Annotated in this window: 15 protein-coding genes; 10 read left to right on the top strand and 5 right to left on the bottom strand. The window is 72.7% G+C overall.

The window, feature by feature from the left end; genetic code table 11:
• Window positions 1-410 (bottom strand): AAA family ATPase (locus ACFE7W_RS20695; protein ID WP_375426721.1); only part of this gene is annotated, 410 nt, incomplete at its 3' end.
• Window positions 411-625: 215 nt separating this feature from the next.
• Between ACFE7W_RS20695 and ACFE7W_RS20690 the strand changes: the two genes are divergently transcribed.
• The 6 genes from ACFE7W_RS20690 to ACFE7W_RS20665 are packed head-to-tail and all read left to right on the top strand — an operon-like array spanning window position 626 to window position 6,699.
• A complete protein-coding gene (locus ACFE7W_RS20690; protein WP_375426720.1) occupies window positions 626-1,579 on the top strand; it encodes a hypothetical protein in 954 nt (317 codons plus the stop codon).
• Window positions 1,579-2,457 carry an HAD family hydrolase gene (locus tag ACFE7W_RS20685; RefSeq protein ID WP_375426719.1) on the top strand — a complete coding sequence of 293 codons (879 nt, stop codon included), beginning with the start codon at window positions 1,579-1,581 and terminating at the stop codon, window positions 2,455-2,457. The genes ACFE7W_RS20690 and ACFE7W_RS20685 overlap by 1 nt, the downstream gene beginning before the upstream one ends.
• Entirely contained in the window at window positions 2,454-3,716 is a 1,263-nt protein-coding gene (locus tag ACFE7W_RS20680; RefSeq protein ID WP_375426718.1) for a glycosyltransferase 87 family protein, read from the top strand. The genes ACFE7W_RS20685 and ACFE7W_RS20680 overlap by 4 nt, the downstream gene beginning before the upstream one ends.
• The gene (locus tag ACFE7W_RS20675) at window positions 3,713-4,120 is read left to right on the top strand and encodes a DUF6855 family protein (protein ID WP_375426717.1); all 408 of its coding nucleotides are present in this window, start codon (window positions 3,713-3,715) and stop codon (window positions 4,118-4,120) included. The genes ACFE7W_RS20680 and ACFE7W_RS20675 overlap by 4 nt, the downstream gene beginning before the upstream one ends.
• A gap of 58 nt (window positions 4,121-4,178) precedes the next feature.
• Window positions 4,179-5,465 (top strand): MFS transporter, encoded by a 1,287-nt coding sequence (locus tag ACFE7W_RS20670; RefSeq protein WP_375426716.1) that lies wholly within the window; start codon window positions 4,179-4,181, stop codon window positions 5,463-5,465.
• 4 nt (window positions 5,466-5,469) lie between these two features.
• Window positions 5,470-6,699: an MFS transporter gene (locus ACFE7W_RS20665; protein WP_375426715.1), complete on the top strand. Its 1,230-nt coding sequence runs from the start codon at window positions 5,470-5,472 to the stop codon at window positions 6,697-6,699.
• Between the two features lie 93 nt (window positions 6,700-6,792).
• On the opposite strand, the gene ACFE7W_RS20660 is transcribed toward ACFE7W_RS20665, so the two are convergent.
• A complete protein-coding gene (locus tag ACFE7W_RS20660) occupies window positions 6,793-7,299 on the bottom strand; it encodes a nucleotidyltransferase domain-containing protein (protein WP_375426714.1) in 507 nt (168 codons plus the stop codon).
• 310 nt (window positions 7,300-7,609) lie between these two features.
• Between ACFE7W_RS20660 and ACFE7W_RS20655 the strand changes: the two genes are divergently transcribed.
• The gene (locus ACFE7W_RS20655) at window positions 7,610-8,434 is read left to right on the top strand and encodes an alpha/beta hydrolase family protein (protein ID WP_375426713.1); all 825 of its coding nucleotides are present in this window, start codon (window positions 7,610-7,612) and stop codon (window positions 8,432-8,434) included.
• Here ACFE7W_RS20655 and ACFE7W_RS20650 read toward each other — a convergent pair.
• Genes ACFE7W_RS20650 through ACFE7W_RS20640 form a run of 3 tightly spaced genes read right to left on the bottom strand, consistent with a single transcriptional unit; the run spans window position 8,397 to window position 11,506 of the window.
• Window positions 8,397-9,062 (bottom strand): 2'-5' RNA ligase family protein, encoded by a 666-nt coding sequence (locus tag ACFE7W_RS20650; protein WP_375426712.1) that lies wholly within the window; start codon window positions 9,060-9,062, stop codon window positions 8,397-8,399. The genes ACFE7W_RS20655 and ACFE7W_RS20650 overlap by 38 nt on opposite strands.
• Complete coding sequence (locus tag ACFE7W_RS20645; protein ID WP_375426711.1) at window positions 9,055-10,335, bottom strand: allantoate amidohydrolase; 1,281 nt, start codon at window positions 10,333-10,335, stop codon at window positions 9,055-9,057. The genes ACFE7W_RS20650 and ACFE7W_RS20645 overlap by 8 nt, the downstream gene beginning before the upstream one ends.
• A complete protein-coding gene (locus tag ACFE7W_RS20640; protein ID WP_375426710.1) occupies window positions 10,328-11,506 on the bottom strand; it encodes an FAD-dependent oxidoreductase in 1,179 nt (392 codons plus the stop codon). Before ACFE7W_RS20640 ends, ACFE7W_RS20645 begins: the two co-directional genes overlap by 8 nt.
• Before the next feature lie 174 nt (window positions 11,507-11,680).
• Between ACFE7W_RS20640 and ACFE7W_RS20635 the strand changes: the two genes are divergently transcribed.
• From ACFE7W_RS20635 to ACFE7W_RS20625, 3 genes are all read left to right on the top strand, one after another.
• Entirely contained in the window at window positions 11,681-12,592 is a 912-nt protein-coding gene (locus ACFE7W_RS20635) for a TolB family protein (protein WP_375426709.1), read from the top strand.
• 144 nt (window positions 12,593-12,736) lie between these two features.
• Window positions 12,737-16,081, top strand: a complete 3,345-nt coding sequence (gene pulA / locus ACFE7W_RS20630; protein WP_375426708.1) for a pullulanase-type alpha-1,6-glucosidase — start codon at window positions 12,737-12,739, stop codon at window positions 16,079-16,081.
• A gap of 88 nt (window positions 16,082-16,169) precedes the next feature.
• Complete coding sequence (locus tag ACFE7W_RS20625; RefSeq protein WP_375426707.1) at window positions 16,170-17,186, top strand: acetamidase/formamidase family protein; 1,017 nt, start codon at window positions 16,170-16,172, stop codon at window positions 17,184-17,186.
• The last annotated feature ends 367 nt before the right edge of the window (window positions 17,187-17,553 follow it).

The raw sequence follows: 17,553 nt of genomic DNA, 5'->3' as shown, positions 1-17,553 counted from the left end.
CGGTTGATCTCGTCCGCCAGCACGAAGTTGACGAAGATCGGGCCCAGCTCGACGTCGAACGTCTCCTGGCTGGCCTTGTAGATCCGGGTGCCGACGATGTCGGAGGGCACGAGGTCCGGGGTGAACTGGAGCCGGGCGAAGTCGCCGCCCACCACGGTGGCGAAGCTGCGGACCGCCAGCGTCTTGGCCACACCCGGCACGCCCTCGAGCAGGCAGTGGCCTCCCGCCAGCAGCCCGACCATCAGCTGCTCGACCATCGACTCCTGGCCGACGATCACCCGCTGCACACCGGCGATGGCGTCCTTGAGCAGGCGTGAGGCCTGTTCGGTGGACAGCGCGGCCGGAGCGCTCTGGCCGTTCTGGCTCTCCGCCAGGGACGAGCCGGGGTGACCGTAGGTCGGACTGCTCACTCAACTGCTCCTCTTGCGTTCCGATGCTCCGGGGGCTTGCGGGGGGTGGCCGCCGGGTGCAGACCCGAGCCATTCTCGCAGACGGTCCCAACCAGGGGCGGCAGGCCGCAGGAGAGGTGGGGCCGTTCCAGCTGCGCCGTCTAGACTTCTGCGACGCCGTCGACCGCGGCGCGACGGCCGGTCCCGAGTCGTCTGGTGTGATCTGATGGGAACCGATGTCGACGCCCGAGCCGCCCGCGCCCCCACCGGGTGCGGGAGAGCAGCCGGGCGAGGTGCCCTACGTCCCGGTGAGCCCGCTGCTGCCCGAGGACCCGCCGAAGATCTCCGACTTCTGGCTCGACGCCCGCCTCATGGCCACCCCCGCCGGCGTCGCCTTCACCGCCCACGACGACGCGGGCCGCTCGGCCGTCCTGATCCTGCTGTCCGAGGGCGCGACGGCGGACGCGGCAGCCCGGGACCGGCTCGCCGGCGTCGTCAACGGCATGCACATCGACGCCGTGATCGCCCGCGGTGGCCACGGGCAGGACTCGGGACGTCTCGGCCGCGCGTACCGGTCGGACGACGAGGGCCCGGTCGCGCCCGACGACCGGCTCGTCGCACCGTGGGCGGCACTGGCCTGGGACGGCTCACCCGCTGTCGTCGGGGTCGCCTCCCGGGTGCTCGACGAGGTCCAGATCGCCAGCCTGCCGCCCCAGGGTGCTGCGGCGGGTCCCGACTACCAGCACTACTGGATCGACCGGGTCAAGCCAGGTCTGGCCCGGCTGTGGCCGCTGCCCTGGCCGGGTCGCTACGACCGCGCCGGCTGGCGCACGATCCTGGTGTCCTGGCTGCTGATGCTGCTGCTCGCGGCCCTCGCCGTGCTGATCGCCATCCTCATCTTCCGCCACCAGCCACCCCAGACCCCGCCGCCCCCGACCGGCGGCTCGGGCAGCCCGCCGCCGGCCTCCAGCTCAGCCTCCCCGCAGTCCGGTTCGCCGTCACCGGGCTCACCCTCACCGTCACCGTCCGGTTCAGGGTCACCGTCGGGCTCGGCCTCCCCGTCACCCTCGAACTCCGGCTCGGGCTCACCCTCACCCTCACCGTCGGGGACCGAATCCGGTGGCGGCCAGCCGACGCCGGGGCAGAGTGGCTCACCCAACGCGAGCCCGTCGCCGCGCTCGAGGCTGTAATGAGCACCAGGACGGCGGGTGCCCCACGCCCCGAGATCCCCCGGCTGGTGGTGACCGACCTCGACGGCACGTTCCTCTCCCCCGACGGCACGGTCAGCGACGAGAACCGGGCCGCAGTCCTCGCCGCCCAGCGCGCCGGCATCCTGGTGCTGTTCGCCACCGGCCGGCCCGTCCGCTGGCTGGACGTGATCCGTGACCTCCCGGGTGCCCACCCGACGGTCATCGCCAGCAACGGGGCCGTGCTCTACGACCTCGGCGCCGACCAGCTGATCGACCGCGTCTGCCTGCCGCCGAGCGCGGCGGTGGCGGCCGTCCGCGCCATCCGGGCGGTCGCCCCCGACGCCGGCTTCGCGGTGGAGTCCGGCTCGCGGTTCGGCCACGACCCGGGGTACCGGACGCTACGCCGCGGCAGTGCCACCGCAGCCGACATCTTCGCCGCGCCGGCCGAGGAGCTGGCCGCGCGCGAGGACTGCGTCAAGATGCTCGTCCAGGACCGGACCCGCAGCGCCGACGAGCTGCTGGCGGCCGTCCTCGCCGTCGTCGGCGACACCCTCACCGTCACCCACAGCGTGACCACCGGCTTCGCGCTGGTGGAGATCAGCGGGCCCGGGGTCAGCAAGGCCTCGATGCTGGAGCGCTGCTGCCGCCGGCTGGGCGTCGAGCGGGCGGACGTGGCGGCCTTCGGCGACATGCCCAATGATGTGGACATGCTCACCTGGGCCGGGATGCCGCACGTCGTGGCCAACGCGCACCCCTCCCTGCTCACCGGGTCCTACCGGGTCGTCCCCGGCAACGACCGGTCCGGCGTCGGCCGCACCATCGCCGCCTGGGCCGCGGCCGGCGCGTCTTTAGCCCCGCTGCCGCTGCCGACCCCGTGAGCCGCGCTCCGGAGCTGCCGCGGGTCCTGCGCGGCGTCCTCATCTGCCTCGGTCCGGTCCTTGTCGGCCTGTACGTCGCCGCGACCACCTTCGGCGGCGGCACCTTCCGGCCGTGGCACCCGGTCATGGTCGACCTCGAGGTCTACCGCAGCGCCGGTCGGGTGCTGCTGCGGGGCGGCGACTTCTACGCCCTGCCGGGCTCGCTGCAGTTCCTCTACCCGCCGTTCGCCGCCGTGCTCGCCGTCCCGCTGGCACTGCTGCCCGCGTGGCTTGCCCAGGTCGGCTGGACCGTCGCCGGGGTGCTCGCGCTGCTGGCGGTGCTGCACCGCTTCGGCATGCACGGCTGGGCGCTGAGCCTGCTGGGGACGGGATGCGTCTGGTTCGTGGAACCGGTGGTGGAGACGCTGGCCTTCGGTCAGCTCGGCATCTTCCTCGTCGCGCTGGTCGTGCTCGACCTGGTGCCCGGACCGCGGGTGCTGCGGCTCGGTCGCGACGGTGGCCGGCTGCTGCCCGAAGGCAGCCTGACGGCGCTGGCCGCGGCGGTCAAGCTCACCCCGGCCATCTTCGTGGTCTACCTGCTGGCCGTCCGCCGGACCCGCGCCTTCGTCGCGGCGGTGCTGACCGGCCTGGCCGTCACCCTGGTCAGCGCGGTGGTCGCGCCGGCCGCCTCGCTGGGCTTCTGGTCCCGGCTGGCCCACGGGGACACGGGCCTGGGGCACAGCATCATCTACTACACGAACCAGTCGGCGATGGCCGACGTGGTGCGGGTCTTCGGGCTCGGCTCCGCCGCCGCGGCGGGCGGTCTGCTGCTGTGCGCAGTGGTCGCCGTGGTCGGGGTCTGGGCAGCCGTCCGGTGGCACCGGGCCGGCGACGTGATGATGGCGGTCAACCTCTGCGGCGTCGCCAGCCTGCTGGCCTCGCCCGTGTCGTGGCTGCACCATTTCGTCTGGGTGGTGCCGCTGGCCCTGTCGCTGGCCCGTCGGGCCCCCGGCCTGCCCCGGCTGCCCGGCTGGTTCACCGCGCTGGGCTGGCTGTTCGTCGGCTGGGTCGTCGCCTCGCCGTTCCGGCGGCTACCCAACGGTGCCGACGTCGAGCTCACCTGGAGCTGGGGCCAGAACCTGCTCGCCTCGACCACCCTGCTGCTCGGCGTGGCCCTGCTCGTGGCGGCCCTGCTCGTCCGGTTCACCTTGCCGCAGCACCGCCATCCTGCTAGAGACGAACAGGGCGATGTCGCCCTCGTCGACAGGAGGCAGCCGTGAGCGGTGCAGGCACCAAGGACGAGCCGTGGGAGCTGACCACGGCGCCGGGCAGCTCGAGCTACACCATGTACGCCGACCGAGCCGCGGACCCGCCCGTCCTGGTCTGCCAGGTCGGATCCACCACGCTGCGCTACCACCTCAGCGCGGTCGAGGACCTGCACGCCTGGCTCGTCGAGCAGGGCGACTGGGTCGACCTGGGGGCGGCCGATGAGAAGAAGGAGCCGCCCGCCGGCAGCGTCGAGGCGTGGGCACGCTCGGCCGACAACCCGGTCGGCGGCTGGTACGGCCTGCGCAACGGCTACCGCGGCCGCTTCGGGATGTACCTGCCGCCACTGCTGGAGTCCCTCGGTCGCGCCGAGCTGACCCACCAGCCACGCAACAACCAGGTGCGGGCCGCCCGCTGACCTCGGGCCGACCCTCGATCCGCGAGGAGGGGTCGCACGGTGTGGCAGGCTGGGTCCAGTGCCCGCCTCCCCTCCCCAGGTCGACCTCGGCCGGGGTCTCACCTCCTACCTGAGACTGCTCGGGCACCCGCCGGCCCGTAGCCCGTTCCTCGCGATCGTGGTGGGTCGGCTCTCGATGGCCATGGCCCCGATCGGCATCCTGCTGCTGATCCAGGGCTCCCGTGGCACCTACAGCCTGGCCGGCGTGGTCACCGGCGCCTACGCCGTCGGCAGCGCGCTGGGGACGCCCGTCTGGGGACGGCTGATGGACCGCTTCGGCCAGGTCCGGGTGCTGGTGCCGACCGCCTCGGCCAGCGCCCTGCTGCTGGCGGGCCTGGCCCTGGCGGGGGTCGGGACCGCGCCGCCCGGGGTGCTCGTCGCGCTGGCCACGCTGGCCGGCTTCAGCTACCCGCCGATGAGTCCGGCCCTGCGGTCGGCCTGGCGGGTGATCTTCCCCGACCGGGAGTCCCGGCGGGTGGCCTTCGCCCTGGACGCGACGTCGGTCGAGCTGATCTTCGTCGGCGGCCCGCTGCTGTTGTCCCTGCTGCTGGCGGTGACGCCGCCGGTGGTTCCGCTGCTGGTCACCGCGGCGACGCTCGCGACCGGGACCCTGGCCTACTGCCGGACCGACGCCGCCCGGCTCTCGGCCCCGGGTCGGCGGCCGGGCCTCCCGGGTGATGCGGGCACGGGCGACGCGGGCACGGGCGCGCGGCGGTCGGCCGTGACCGCGCCCGGGGTGGTGGCCCTGCTGCTGGTGATGGCGACGCTGAGCGTCGGGTTCGGCCAGCTCGACACGTCGATGGCGGCGACCGCGGGGGTGCTGCTCGGCGGGACCGACCGGGTCGGCCTGCTGTTCACCGCGATCGCGAGCGGCAGTGCGGCCGGCGGCCTGGTCTACGGGGCGCGTCGGTGGTCCTTCGACGAGCGGCAGGCGGTGCCGGTGCTGCTCACCGCCTTCGCGGTGCTGCTCGCAGCGATGGCCGGGCTGATGTCGCTGCCCGAGGTCCCGCTGTGGGCGGTGTTCCCGCTGCTGTTCTGCACCGGGGCGAGCATCGCGCCGACGTTGATCATGCAGCAGAACCTGCTCGACCAGCTCTCACCCGCCCACCGGCTGAACGAGGCGCAGGCGTTCCTCTCCGCGTCCAACACCACCGGCGCCGCTCTCGGGACGGCGCTCGCCGGCGTGGTCATCGACGCCCGCGGACTCGGCTTCTCCTTCGCCGGTGCCGCGACGTTCGCCGCGGCAGCCGCCCTCGTCGCGCTGGCCAGTCGACGGCGCTGGCGAGCCGCGATCCTGGTCGACTGAGGCCATGACGGCGCGCCGGCTACGGGACGTCCCGGGCTTCGCCGCGTTCTGGACCGCCTCCACGATCTCGGGATTCGGCAGCGCCGTCACCGCCCTGGCGGTCCAGGTCCTGGTAGTGGTGACGCTGCACGAGGGGTCCACGGGCGTGGGGCTGGTGAACGCGGCCCGCTGGCTGCCGTACCTGCTGTTCGGCCTGGTGGCGGGGGTGTTGGTGGACCGGGTCCGCCGTCGACCGCTGCTGATCGGGACCGATCTCGGCCGGGCGGTGCTGCTGGTGGCCATCCCGCTGCTCGCGCTCACCGGTCACCTCACCCTGGTGCTGCTGATGGCCTTCCTGGCGGTGTTCGGGCTGCTGTCCCTGCTCAACGACGCCGCCGACCAGTCCTGGGTGCCGAGCCTCGTGCCCCCGGGACTGATCGTGCGGGCCAACGCCCGGCTCGACCAGAGCGCCGCCGTGGCCCAGACCGCTGGTCCCGCCCTGGCCGGCGGCCTGGTCTCGCTGGTCACCGCCCCGGTCGCCGTGCTGGTCGACGCCGCCTCCTTCGCCGTCTCGGCGGTCCTGCTGATGCGCATTCCGTCCGTGGAGCCGCCCTCCCGTCCGCTCTCGACCCGGGGCGTGGGCACCGAGGCGCTCGAGGGTCTGCGCTGGGTCTACCGGCACCCGGTGCTGACCCCGTACACGCTGGCCACCCACGCCTGGTTCGTCTGCAGCGCCGCCGGCGGCGCCGTGCTGGTGCCGTTCGCGCTGCTGACCCTGGGTCTGAACGCCTTCGGCCTCGGCGTCGCCCTCGCCGTCGGCGGCGTCGGTGCACTGGTCGGCAGCCTGCTGGCCACCCGGCTCGGGCTGCGCTTCGGGGTCGGGCCGGTCGTCGTCGCCTGCATCGGCGGCACCGCCGTCGCGTGGGGCGTGATGGCGTCGAGCCCGGCGTCCTGGCTCGGGTGGTGCGTGTTCGGGCTCGGGCAGCTGCTGCTGGGAGCGACGATGGGCGCCCAGAACGCCAACGAGATGGGCTACTGGCAGTCCGTGACGCCCGACCACCTGCAGGGTCGCTCGAACGCGACCAGGCGGTCCTTCAACCGCGCCATGATCGTGGTCGGCGCGCCGCTGGGTGGCGCACTCGGCGACGTCCTGGGCTTCCGCCCGGTGCTCGGCGCGGCCGCCGTGGGTTTCGCCCTGGTGGCGTTGGCGCTCGGGATCAGCCCGTACCGGACGGCGCGGATGACCGAGTCCTGAGCCTGGGGTCCTCGGGGCGGCGGCCGCGTCAGGTGGGACGTTGCCGGACCACCGTGCTGGCTCTGGGCTTCGCCGACTTCGGCTCCTGATGCTTCACCCGAGTGCGGTCAGAGTCGCGACATCCGCGCGGTCCTTGGCTGCGGCAGCAGGGTCGTCGCGCGGCCCGGACTTGTCCTCGATCAGGGACGCCCGGCTTACGACCCGGGCGCGCACGCCGCCCACCTCGGCGACGTCGTCACCGAACGAGCCGACCGGCCAGTCGCCTCGTCCGTCGGCCAGCGGTGTGTGCACGATGCCCTCCTCGTCGACGGCGAGGAACGCGACCTCGACCCGGAGGCCCGCACGCTCGTAGCCGGTGTAGCCGTCCTCGTCAGGTTCGGGGTGATGAGTCCAGCCCTCACTGCGGAGCAGGCCGTCCAGCCGGCCCAGATCCGTCCGCCAGACGGCGAGGTCGATGTCGTCGTGATCGCGGGTGACGCGGCCCGCGTGGAAGTCGACCGCCCAGCCACCGAAGAGCCAGCTGTGGATGCCGTGCTCCTCCAGCAGGGCCTGGAGTCGGCCCACCGCCTGGAGCTGCCGACCTGCTCGCTCCGCTGCCACGCCCTCCATGCTGCCTGGCTGATCTCCGGCCGGCTCACGTGCCTCGACGGCGCCGGCCTGACGTCCGGGGTGCTCCTGAGCGCGCTGACCACCGACGCCACGCCAAGCGGCGTGGTGGGCAGCCTCGGTGTCGCCTCGGTCGGCCTGCCGCACGACTTCGTCATCCCGGCCAGGTTCGCTGCGCGCGGGGCGCCGGCCTGCTGCTGCAATGTCGGCGCTCGGCCGCCCGGGGCTGAGTCTCGGCAGCGCCGGCCAGACCGCTGGCTGGGTTCGAGACCGACCTCACAGGGTCCTCTAGGGTGAGGCCACTATGGCGAATGGTCCAGAAGTCCGGTCGGCACCCCTCGAGGCCCCGCCCCCGACCTCCGGCAGCACCAAGGAGCGCATCTGGTTCGCCAGCTCCTCCGGGCCGAGGCTCTCCGGGGTGATCGACCACCCGCACGGGCCGGTCCGCGGCTGGGGCGTCTTCTCCCACGGTTTCACCCTCGGCAAGGACTCGCCCGCGGCCAGCCGGATCTGTCGCCAGCTGGCCCACGAGGGGATTGCGATGCTGCGGTTCGACAACCTCGGGCTGGGCGACTCCGAGGGTGACTGGGGGGACGGGTCCTTCTCGCACAAGGTCCAGGACACCGCGCAGGCCGTCGCCTTCATGAACTCCACCGGCCGCGAGGTCGAGCTGCTCGTCGGCCACTCCTTCGGCGGCGCGGCCGTGATCGCCGCCGCCCACCTGACCCCCGGCGTGCGCGCCGTGGCCAGCATCGGCGCGCCCTTTCAGCCCGCCCACGTCGAGCACAACTACGACGCGCTGGTCGAGGTCGCCCTGGCGCACGGGGAGGCCCCGTTCCCGATCGGCGGCAAGGCGCTGACCCTGCGCCGCAACTTCATCGAGGACGTCCGGGCGGCCGACCTCGCCGAGCAGATCCGGACGTTGCGCCGGGCCCTGCTGGTGATGCACTCCCCCACCGACAACACCGTCGGCATCGCGAACGCGAGCCAGATCTTCCGGACCGCCCGGCACCCGCGGAGCTTCATCTCCCTCGAGGGTGCCGACCATCTGCTGACCCGGGGCAAGCAGGCCAAGCGCGCCGCGCAGATCATCAGCGCCTGGGCCGACCCCTACCTGGGCGTGCGCTGACCCCCTCACCCAGGCCGAACGAGCGGACGTGCTCCCACCGGAAGCCGGTCCACCAGCCGTCCGACCAGTCGGGGTGGTGCTGCCGGTAGACGGCGACCCGGGTGGCGACGGAGATCTCGGGATACGGCACGGCCAGCTGCTCGATGAACTCGGCCACCTCGTCGCGGAGGTCGGCGCGCTCGAACAGCTCGTGGCTGGCCAGGGACAGGTGCCCACGCCAGTCCAGCCGGTCGTGCACGTCGGCCGGTAGCAGCACGGTGGGCCGCAGCAGCGGTCGCACCGCGGCGTCGACGTCGGCGGCGAGGTCGACCAGGGGACGGTTGGGCTTCCCGTCGCGGCCGTGGTGGACCTCGTAGACCAGCGCCGAGCCGGCAAGTAACCGCACCCCCCGGTTGACCAGCCGGACCGGCTGGTGGTCCGCCGCCACGACGCCGACGGTGGCCACCAGGTCGGCCTCGTCGACGGCCAGGGGCAGGCTGCCGACCAGCGTCAGGTGCGGCGGGAACCGGTGCGCCGAGACCAGACCGAACTGGGCCTTGACGTACCGGGTGACGTCGGTGACCGCCGCGCTGGTGCGGGCGTCGGGCACCAGGAACACGCCGTACCGGACCTCGTCCGCCTCATCCATCCGCCGGTCCTTGCCCGGTGAGCCGCTCGCCCCCGGGCCCGAGCAGGTCGTGCAACACCCGGGCCAACGCTTCGGCGCCGAGGTCGGTGTCGGCGTCCTCGACGTGCTCGGCGGGTGAGTGCGACACCCCGGTGGGGTTACGGACGAAGAGCATCGCCGTGGGGACCTCGGTGGCCAGGACGCCGGCGTCGTGACCGGCGCCGGTGGCCAGCAGCGGTGCCGTCGGGAGGACGCCCGTGAGCCGGTCCCGCAGCGGCACGTCGAACCGGACGGCGGGACTGAGCGACTCCTCGGTCAGGGTGACCGTGCAGCCCTCCTCCGCAGCGACAGCGGTGGCGCGTTCGCCGATCGCCGCCACCAGGGCGGCCGTGGCCACGTCGTCGGGGTGCCGGGCGTCCAGCCACAGGTCCACCCGGGAGGCGATCACGTTGGTGCCGCCCGGCACGGGCACCAGCCGGCCGACGGTGGCCCGGGCCCCGGGCCGACTGCGGGCGACGTCGCGGGCCGCGCCGATGACGGCGGCCGCAGCCACCATCGGGTCGCGGCGGTCACTCATCGAGGTGGCGCCGGCGTGGTTGCCCTCGCCGAAGACACTCAGCCGCCACCGGCCATGGGCCAGCACCGAGGACGCGACCGCCACCGGCTGGTCCAGGTCGACCAGCCCGCGGCCCTGCTCCACGTGCAGCTCGACGAACAACCCGATCCGGCGCAGCGCCTCCTCGTCGCGGCCCAGGTGGTCGGCGTCGAGGCCGTGCCGGGAGACCGCCTCGGCGAAGGTGGTGCCGTCGGCGTCGGTCAGCCGGGCCGCCCTGGCCGGGTCCAGGGTGCCGGTGAGGAGCCGCGACCCGAGACAGGCGATCCCGAACCGCGACCCTTCCTCCTCCGGGAACACCGCGACGGCCAACGGCCGGGTCGGCCGGATGCCTGACGCGGTCAGCCGGTCGACGGCGGCCAGCGCGGACGCCACCCCGAGCGGGCCGTCGAACGCGCCGCCGCCGGGCACGGAGTCGAGGTGGCTGCCGGTGACCACCGCGTTCTGCAGCGGCAGCCGCCGCGGGTTCCACCAGGCCCAGATGATGCCGTTCCGGTCGGTCTCGACGTCCAGGCCGCGGCGGCCGGCGTGCTCGGTGAACCACTCCCGCAGGTCGGACTCGGCGGCGCCGTAGACCGGTCGGCTGTAGCCGCCGCGGACCGGGTCGGTGCCGACGTCGGCGATCTCGGCCAGCAGCTGCGGGACCGAGGTCGACCTGAGAGCGGTCCCCGGGTCAGGCACGGACCGGTGCCTTGGCCGCGCCGAGCCGGAACCGGTCGGGGACGCGGGCGCCGTCGCCGGTGGCCACCGCGGCCGCGAGCTCACCGGTCACGGGCGCGAACTTCGCGCCATGACCCGAGCAGGCCGACACGATGGTGATGCCGTCCACCCCGTCGATGACGAAGTCCTCGGTCGGGGTGTTGGTGAACAGGCAGGTCGTCTGCGCGTACGGCTCCGGCACCAGCCCGGGCAGGTACTGCTCGACGTAGGCGATCACCCGCGCCCGGTTCGCGGGGTCGATCACGCCGGTCTGGTGGGCGGCGGTGCTCAGCTTGAGGCCGGCGTTGAACTCGGCGACCTTCTGACCACGGAACTGCGCGTCCCGCCCGCCGGGCAGCGTGTAGGTCTGGATGGCGGCGCTCCCGTGGATCGACGTCGGCCAGCTCTGCTCAGGAGTGTCCCGGTAGGGGAAGTGGTACGCGTTCTCCTGGCTGACCTCCAGCGGCGGCAGTCCCGACCGGAAGCCCGCCGGCAGCGGCAGCCGCGGCAGCAGGGTCGGCAGCCAGCCCCCGGCCGCCACCACGACCCGTTCGGCGTCGATCGTGCGGCCGTCCTCGCTGAGGAGGCGGTAGCCGGAGCCGACCCTGCGGACCTCGGCCACCGGCCAGTCGGTGGCCAGCTGGGCGCCGGCACCGACGGCGAGGTCGACCATGGCCTGAACCGTGCCCTCGGCGTCGATCACCCCGGCACCGGGGTGCCAGAGCACGTCGGTGTCCGGGGCCAGCTGCGGGAACCGGTGCTGCGCCTGAGCTCGGGGAAGCAGCTCGTGCTCGACGCCCAGTCCGGCCAGCACCGCGGCCAGGGCTCGCGGGTCGCGCTCCTCACCGAAGTCGACCGAGCCGGTCGGAGTGATCAGCTGCCGGCCGACGAGGGCCTCCAGCTCGTCGAAGCCGGCTCGGGACCGGACGACCAGCTCGGCGTAGAGGCGGTCGGTGTAGCCGTAGCGGAAGATCCGCGCCGACCCGTGCGAGCTGCCGTCGGTCGCGGCCGGCCGGGTCCGCTCGACCAGGGTGACCTCGTGGCCGTCCCGCGCCAGGTGCCAGGCGGTCGCGGCCCCGGCCAGCCCCGCGCCGATGACGACGTACCGCGAGCCGGTCACCGGCCCAGGTACGGGAGGGTCCAGCGATGTCATACCCGCAGTCTTGCGCAGCACGTCCGTGCGCGGGCGGGCGGCGCCGCGTCGCCTCGCCGGCCACGAGGCCGGTGCGACGCCGACGAGGGGGCTGGAGGAGACTGCCGACGGCTGACGCGCGGCCCGCGTGCCGGCCCCCATCTGACCGAACGACTGACCTGACGGAGGTTGTCCGTGACCGACGCTGACCTGCGGTCCGAGCAGGAGACCCCGGTCCGGTACCGCACCTTGCGCGCGGGGCAACGTGCTCAGGTGTGGGTCGGCGGCCCGGACCTGGCCGAGCCCGAGCTGGTGCTCGAGACCTCCGAGACGCTGGTCGAGGCGCCGAACTGGTCGGCCGACGGCGGCTCGCTGTTCCTGAACGGGCACGGCCGGCTCTGGCGGCTCGACCTCGAGGGCAGCAATCCCGGGCTGGTGCCGGTGCCCCACGCCGGGCTGCCCGAGATCAACAACGACCACGTGCTCAGCCCCGACGGCGGCCAGGTCTACCTGTCCGCCGCGGACGGCCACATCTACCGCGGTGCGCTCATCGGCGGCGAGGTCGAGCGGGTCACCTCCGAGGACGGGGTGTGGCATTTCCTGCACGGCATCTCCCCCGATGGCACCCGGCTCGCCTACGTCCGCCTCACCGACTTCGGACAGCCGGGCCGGCTGGCGGTGATGGAGCCGTTCGGTCCGACCACGCTGCTGGACACCGGCGACGGCCACCTGGACGGACCGGAGTGGTCGCCCGACGGCGACTGGCTGTACGTCAACACCGAAAGCTTCACCACCGTGCCCGGCCACGCCCAGCTGGCCCGGCTCCCCGACGGCGGCGGTCCGCTCGAACGCCTCGTCAGCAGCGAGACGGTCGACTGGTTCCCCCACCTCTCCCCCGACGGCCGCCACGCCACCTCGATCAGCTTCCCGGCCGGCACCCTCGGCCACCCCGCGGACCTCGACGTGGAGGTCAAGGTCGTCTCGACCGACGACTGGGCCACCCCGCGCCAGACGTACCGGCTCGTCGGCGGCCAGGGAACGCTGAACGTCAACAGCTGGGCCCCCGACGGCCGGCGGTTCGCCTTCGTCGGCTACCCGCTGGGCTGAGTGGCACCGGATCGGCGGACGCGGAGCCGGCCTGGGCATCGAGGCTGGTGGTTGCCAACCGGCCGCGCGGTCACCAGGATGGGCCCATCACGCGGCCCGGGTAGCTGTCGAAGCCGGCTGCTGACTTCTCGATGAGGAGAGTCGATGACCTCTCGTGCCCGTCGCTACGTCCTGGTGGTCCTGCTGTCCCTGGTGGCGCAGCTCGTGGTCACGCTCCCGAGGGCGGCGGCGGCCGACCCGCAGCCGGACGCCGTCTCGGTGCCCGGCACGTTCGGGTCCGACGTCGGCTGCACGGCCGACTGGCAGCCCGACTGCGTCCAGCTGCAGCTGAGCCGGCGTGCCGACGACGTCTGGTCGGTGGCGCTCGTGCTGCCGGCCGGGTCGTATGAGTACAAGGCGGCGATCGACAAGTCCTTCGACGTGAACTACGGCCTGCACGCCGAGCCGGGCGGGGCCAACATCCCGGTCGTGGTGCCGCCGGGTGGCGCCACCGTCACCTTCTACTACGACAGCGCCACGCACTGGGTGACCGCGGACGTGACGGCGCCCGTCGTGACGGCAGCCGGCAGCTTCCAGAGCGAGCTCGGCTGCGCCGCCGACTGGTCACCGGACTGCCTGCGGTCCTGGCTGCAGGACGTGGACGGCGACGGCGTCTACACGTTCACGACCACCGCCATCCCGGCCGGTGACTACGAGGTCAAGGCCACCCTCGGCCTCAGCTTCGACGTGAACTACGGCGCAGGAGGGCAGCCGAACGGCGCCAACATCGCGTTCAGCGTCGGCAAGGACAACACCCCCACCACCTTCAGCTACGACTCCACCAGCCACGTCCTCTCCGTCTCGGCCACGGGCGGCCTGCCCTCCCTCACCACCCCCACGGCCTACTGGCTCTCGCGCCACTACCTCGCCTGGGATCTCGGGGCCGATCCCCGTGCGGCCACGTACGCCCTCTACGCGGCTCCGCGCGGCGGGCTGAAGGTCACCGCGACGGGCGTGACGGGCGGTACCGCCTACCCGCTGACCTACGTGCCCTCGGGCCTGCCCGCCACGCTGAAGGCGACGTTCCCGGGACAGGCGGGGCTCGGGGCCCTGCGGCTGAAAGGGGTGTCCCGGGCGAAGGTCAGGTCCCTGCTCCGCGGGCAGGTCGCGGTGGTCGCGCTGGACGGGGACGGCGCGCCCGTGGCCGGCGCGGGGCTGCAGATCCCGGGCGTGCTCGACGACGTCTACGCCGCGGCGAGCAGCAAGAGACTCGGGCTGAGCTGGAAGCGGTCCCGCCCCACCTTGGCTCTGTGGGCCCCGACCGCGACGTCGGTCTCGGTGCACGTCTACACCTCGGGCAGGAGCTCGGCCCCGGTGGACACCGTTCCGCTCGGCCGCTCGGGCAGCGGAGTCTGGTCGGTGCGCGGTCCCGAGTGGTGGCGGAACCGCTTCTACCTCTACGAGGTGAGGGTCTTCGTCCCGGAGACCGGGCGCGTGGAGACCAACCTGGTCACCGACCCGTACAGCGTCGGCCTGTCCCGCAACAGCGTCCGCAGCCTGATGGTCGACCTGAACGCGAAGCGGCTCAAGCCGAAGGGGTGGTCGACGCTGAAGAAGCCCCGGCTGGCCAAGCCCGTCGACCAGGCCATCACCGAGCTGCACCTGCGCGACTTCTCGATCAGCGACCCGACGGTACCGGCGGCTGACCGCGGCACCTACGAGGCGTTCACCGACTCCTCGAGCAAGGCGGTCGGCTACCTCCGGGGCCTGGCGAAGGCGGGGATGACGACGGTCCACCTGCTGCCCCTGGCCGACATGTCCACCGTGAACGAGGACAAGTCGACGTGGGCCACGCCGGACTGCGACCTGCCCGCCCTGCCCCCTGACAGCGACCAGCAGCAGGCCTGCGTCAAACCCACTCTCAGCCAGGACGGCTTCAACTGGGGCTACGACCCGCTGCACTACACCACCCCGGAAGGCTCCTACTCGACGAAGCCGAACGGCTCGGCCCGGACGCGAGAGTTCCGCGACATGGTCAAGGCGATCAACGGCAACGGCCAGCGGGTGGTGATGGACATGGTCTACAACCACACCACCGACTCCGGCCAGACCGGCCGCAACGACCTGGACCGCATCGTGCCGGGCTACTACCACCGGCTCGACGCGAGCGGCAAGGTCACCACCTCGACCTGCTGCGCGAACACCGCCACCGAGCACACGATGATGGGCAAGCTCATGATCGACTCGGTGCTGACGTGGGCCACGGAGTACAAGGTCGACGGGTTCCGCTTCGACCTGATGGGTCACCAACCCAAGGCCACGATGGTCGAGCTCCGGCACCGCCTCGACCAGCTGACGGTCAGAAGGGACGGCGTCGACGGCCGGGCCATCTACCTCTACGGCGAGGGCTGGGACTTCGGTGAGGTTGCCCAGAACGCGCTCTTCGTCCAGGCGACGCAGGCCAACATGGCCGGGACCGGGATCGGTACCTTCAACGACCGGATCCGCGACGCGGTCCGGGGCGGCTCACCGTTCGACACCGACCCGCGGATCCAGGGCTTCGGCAACGGTCTCTACACCGACCCGAACGGCGACCCCGCCAACGGCACGGCGCAGGAGCAGAAGGCGCGGCTGCTGCAGTCGAGTGACCTGATCAAGGTCGGTCTGGCCGGAAACCTCAAGGACTACGCGTTCACCGACCGGACGGGCGCCCGGGTCACGGGCTCCCAGGTCGACTACAACGGCCAGCCGGCGGGCTACGCCAGCCAGCCGCAGGAGGTGATCAACTACGTCGACGCGCACGACAACGAGACCCTCTTCGACGGCCTGACCTACAAGCTGCCCGTCTCGACCTCGATGCCCGACCGGATCCGGATGCAGACCGTGGCGCTGTCGACCACCGCGTTCTCCCAGGGCGTCTCGTTCTGGCAGACCGGCAGCGACGCGCTGCGCAGCAAGTCCTTCGAGCCCAACAGCTACGACTCCGGTGACTGGTTCAACGTCTGGGACCCGTCGCTCACCACCAACGGCTTCGGCCGCGGACTGCCCGTCAGCTCCGACGCCAAGTGGTCCTTCGCGCAGCCACTGCTGGCCAACGCGGCCCTCAAGCCCAGCCCGGCCGATCTCGCCACCGCCGAGGCGCAGTCCCAGACCCTGCTGGAGATCAGAAAGGCCCGACCCCTGCTGCGGCTCGGATCGGCGAAGTTGATCAAGCAGAAGCTGACCTTCCCGAACGGTGGACCCGACCAGACGCCCGGAGTGATCGTCATGCGGATCGACGACACCGCCGGAAGGAACGTCGACCCGTCGTCGACGGGCATGGTGGTCGTCTTCAACGCCGGAGACACCGCTACCGACCAGACGGTGGCCGGTACGGCCGGACGCCACTACCGCCTCGACCGGCTGCAGGCGAACGGTACCGACGCGATCGTCAAGACCGCCCACCACGACACCGCGACCGGAACCTTCAGCGTGCCGGCGCGCACCGTGGCCGTCTTCGACGCACCCTGACGGGAGCCGGGCCTGGCCCGAACGAGGGTGAGAGCCTGACCTGGTGTGGTCGTCCGCGCCCACGAGCGACGAGTGAGAAGGAGACGAGATGGCCACCCCGCCGAGCCTGGACTTCGAGATCGACGAGGAAGCCCCGGCGAGCTCGCTGCTCTACACCTTCGGTGGCGCGGCACCTGTGGCGTCGGTCGTGCCCGGCACCGTCATCTCCACGCGGACGCGGGACGCGTTCGCCGGCGCGCTCAGCACGCCCGGACAGCTGCCGTCGCAGGTGGTCGACAGCCGCTTCCTCAACCCGCAGACCGGCCCGTTCTTCGTCGAGGGCGCTCAGCCCGGCGACTCGGTCGCCGTGCACTTCGTCGACATCGTCCCCCGTGGCGCCTGGGGCGTGAGCGCCACCGTGCCCTTCTTCGGCGCCCTGACCTCCACGCCCGAGACCGCCACCCTGCAGCCGCCGCTGCCTGAGCTGTCCTGGTTCTACGAGCTCGACGTCCCCGGCGGCACGGTCCGCTACCAGGCCCAGCAGAGCAACCTGACCCTGGACCTGCCGCTCGACCCGATGCACGGGACGGTCGGGGTGGCCCCGCCCCTGCACGAGGTCCGCTCGTCGCTGGCTCCGGGACGCTGGGGCGGGAACATGGACAGCCGGGAGATTCGGCGCGGCAGCACGGTGTACCTCGGCGTCAACGTCGAAGGGGCGCTCCTCAGCTTCGGTGACGGCCACGCGCGGCAGTCCGAGGGCGAGACCTGCGGGGTGGCCATCGAGTGCGCGATGGACTCCGTGATCATCGTCGAGCTGCTGAGGGGCACCTACACCGACTGGCCGCGGATCGAGGACGACGACTTCTGGATGACCACCGGGTCGGCCAGGCCCCTGGAGGACGCGTTCCGGATCGCCCACCTCGAGATGGTGCGGTGGATGAGCGAGCTGCTCGAGATCTCCGTGATGGACTCCTACCAGCTGGTCACCCAGACGGTGCTCACCCCGGTCGCCAACGCGGTGGACACGGCCTACACCGTGGTGTGCAAGATGCCGAAGACGTTCCTGCCCCCCGTCACCGCGATGCAGGGGATGCACGGCCGCCTGCGGGCCACGACCACCCGCTGAGTAGCGCCCCCACCCTCGGCGGCGCCTCCCCCGCGTGGCGCACGCTCAGCGGCGGACGGTCACCGCGAGGTCGCGCTCCCCGGTGACGGTAAACCCCTTCCGGTGACCTCGACGCCGGGACCTGCTGCCTCGCGCGTTCGGCACTCGGAACCCACGCGCGGGGGCAGAGGCCCGCTCTTTGCCTCGCAGGCCCCAGCAGTACCACCCGTCAGCCCTGCGGATGGACCCTGGGACCGTGCGGAAGGCGCGATTCTCCCTCGACTCGGCGCGACACGCGGTACACGGCGACCCGCATGTCACGGGTCTGGTAGGGCTGTTCAGCTTCGGGTGATCCTTGACGGACCTACTCCGCTTGATCCTTGACACT

Origin of the sequence: uncultured Friedmanniella sp. (assembly GCF_964244285.1) — a bacterium.
In the GTDB taxonomy this organism is placed as follows: Bacteria; Actinomycetota; Actinomycetes; order Propionibacteriales; family Propionibacteriaceae; genus Microlunatus.
The sequence above is the reverse complement of the archived record's forward strand: the minus strand, read 5'-3'. Positions and strand labels throughout refer to the sequence as shown.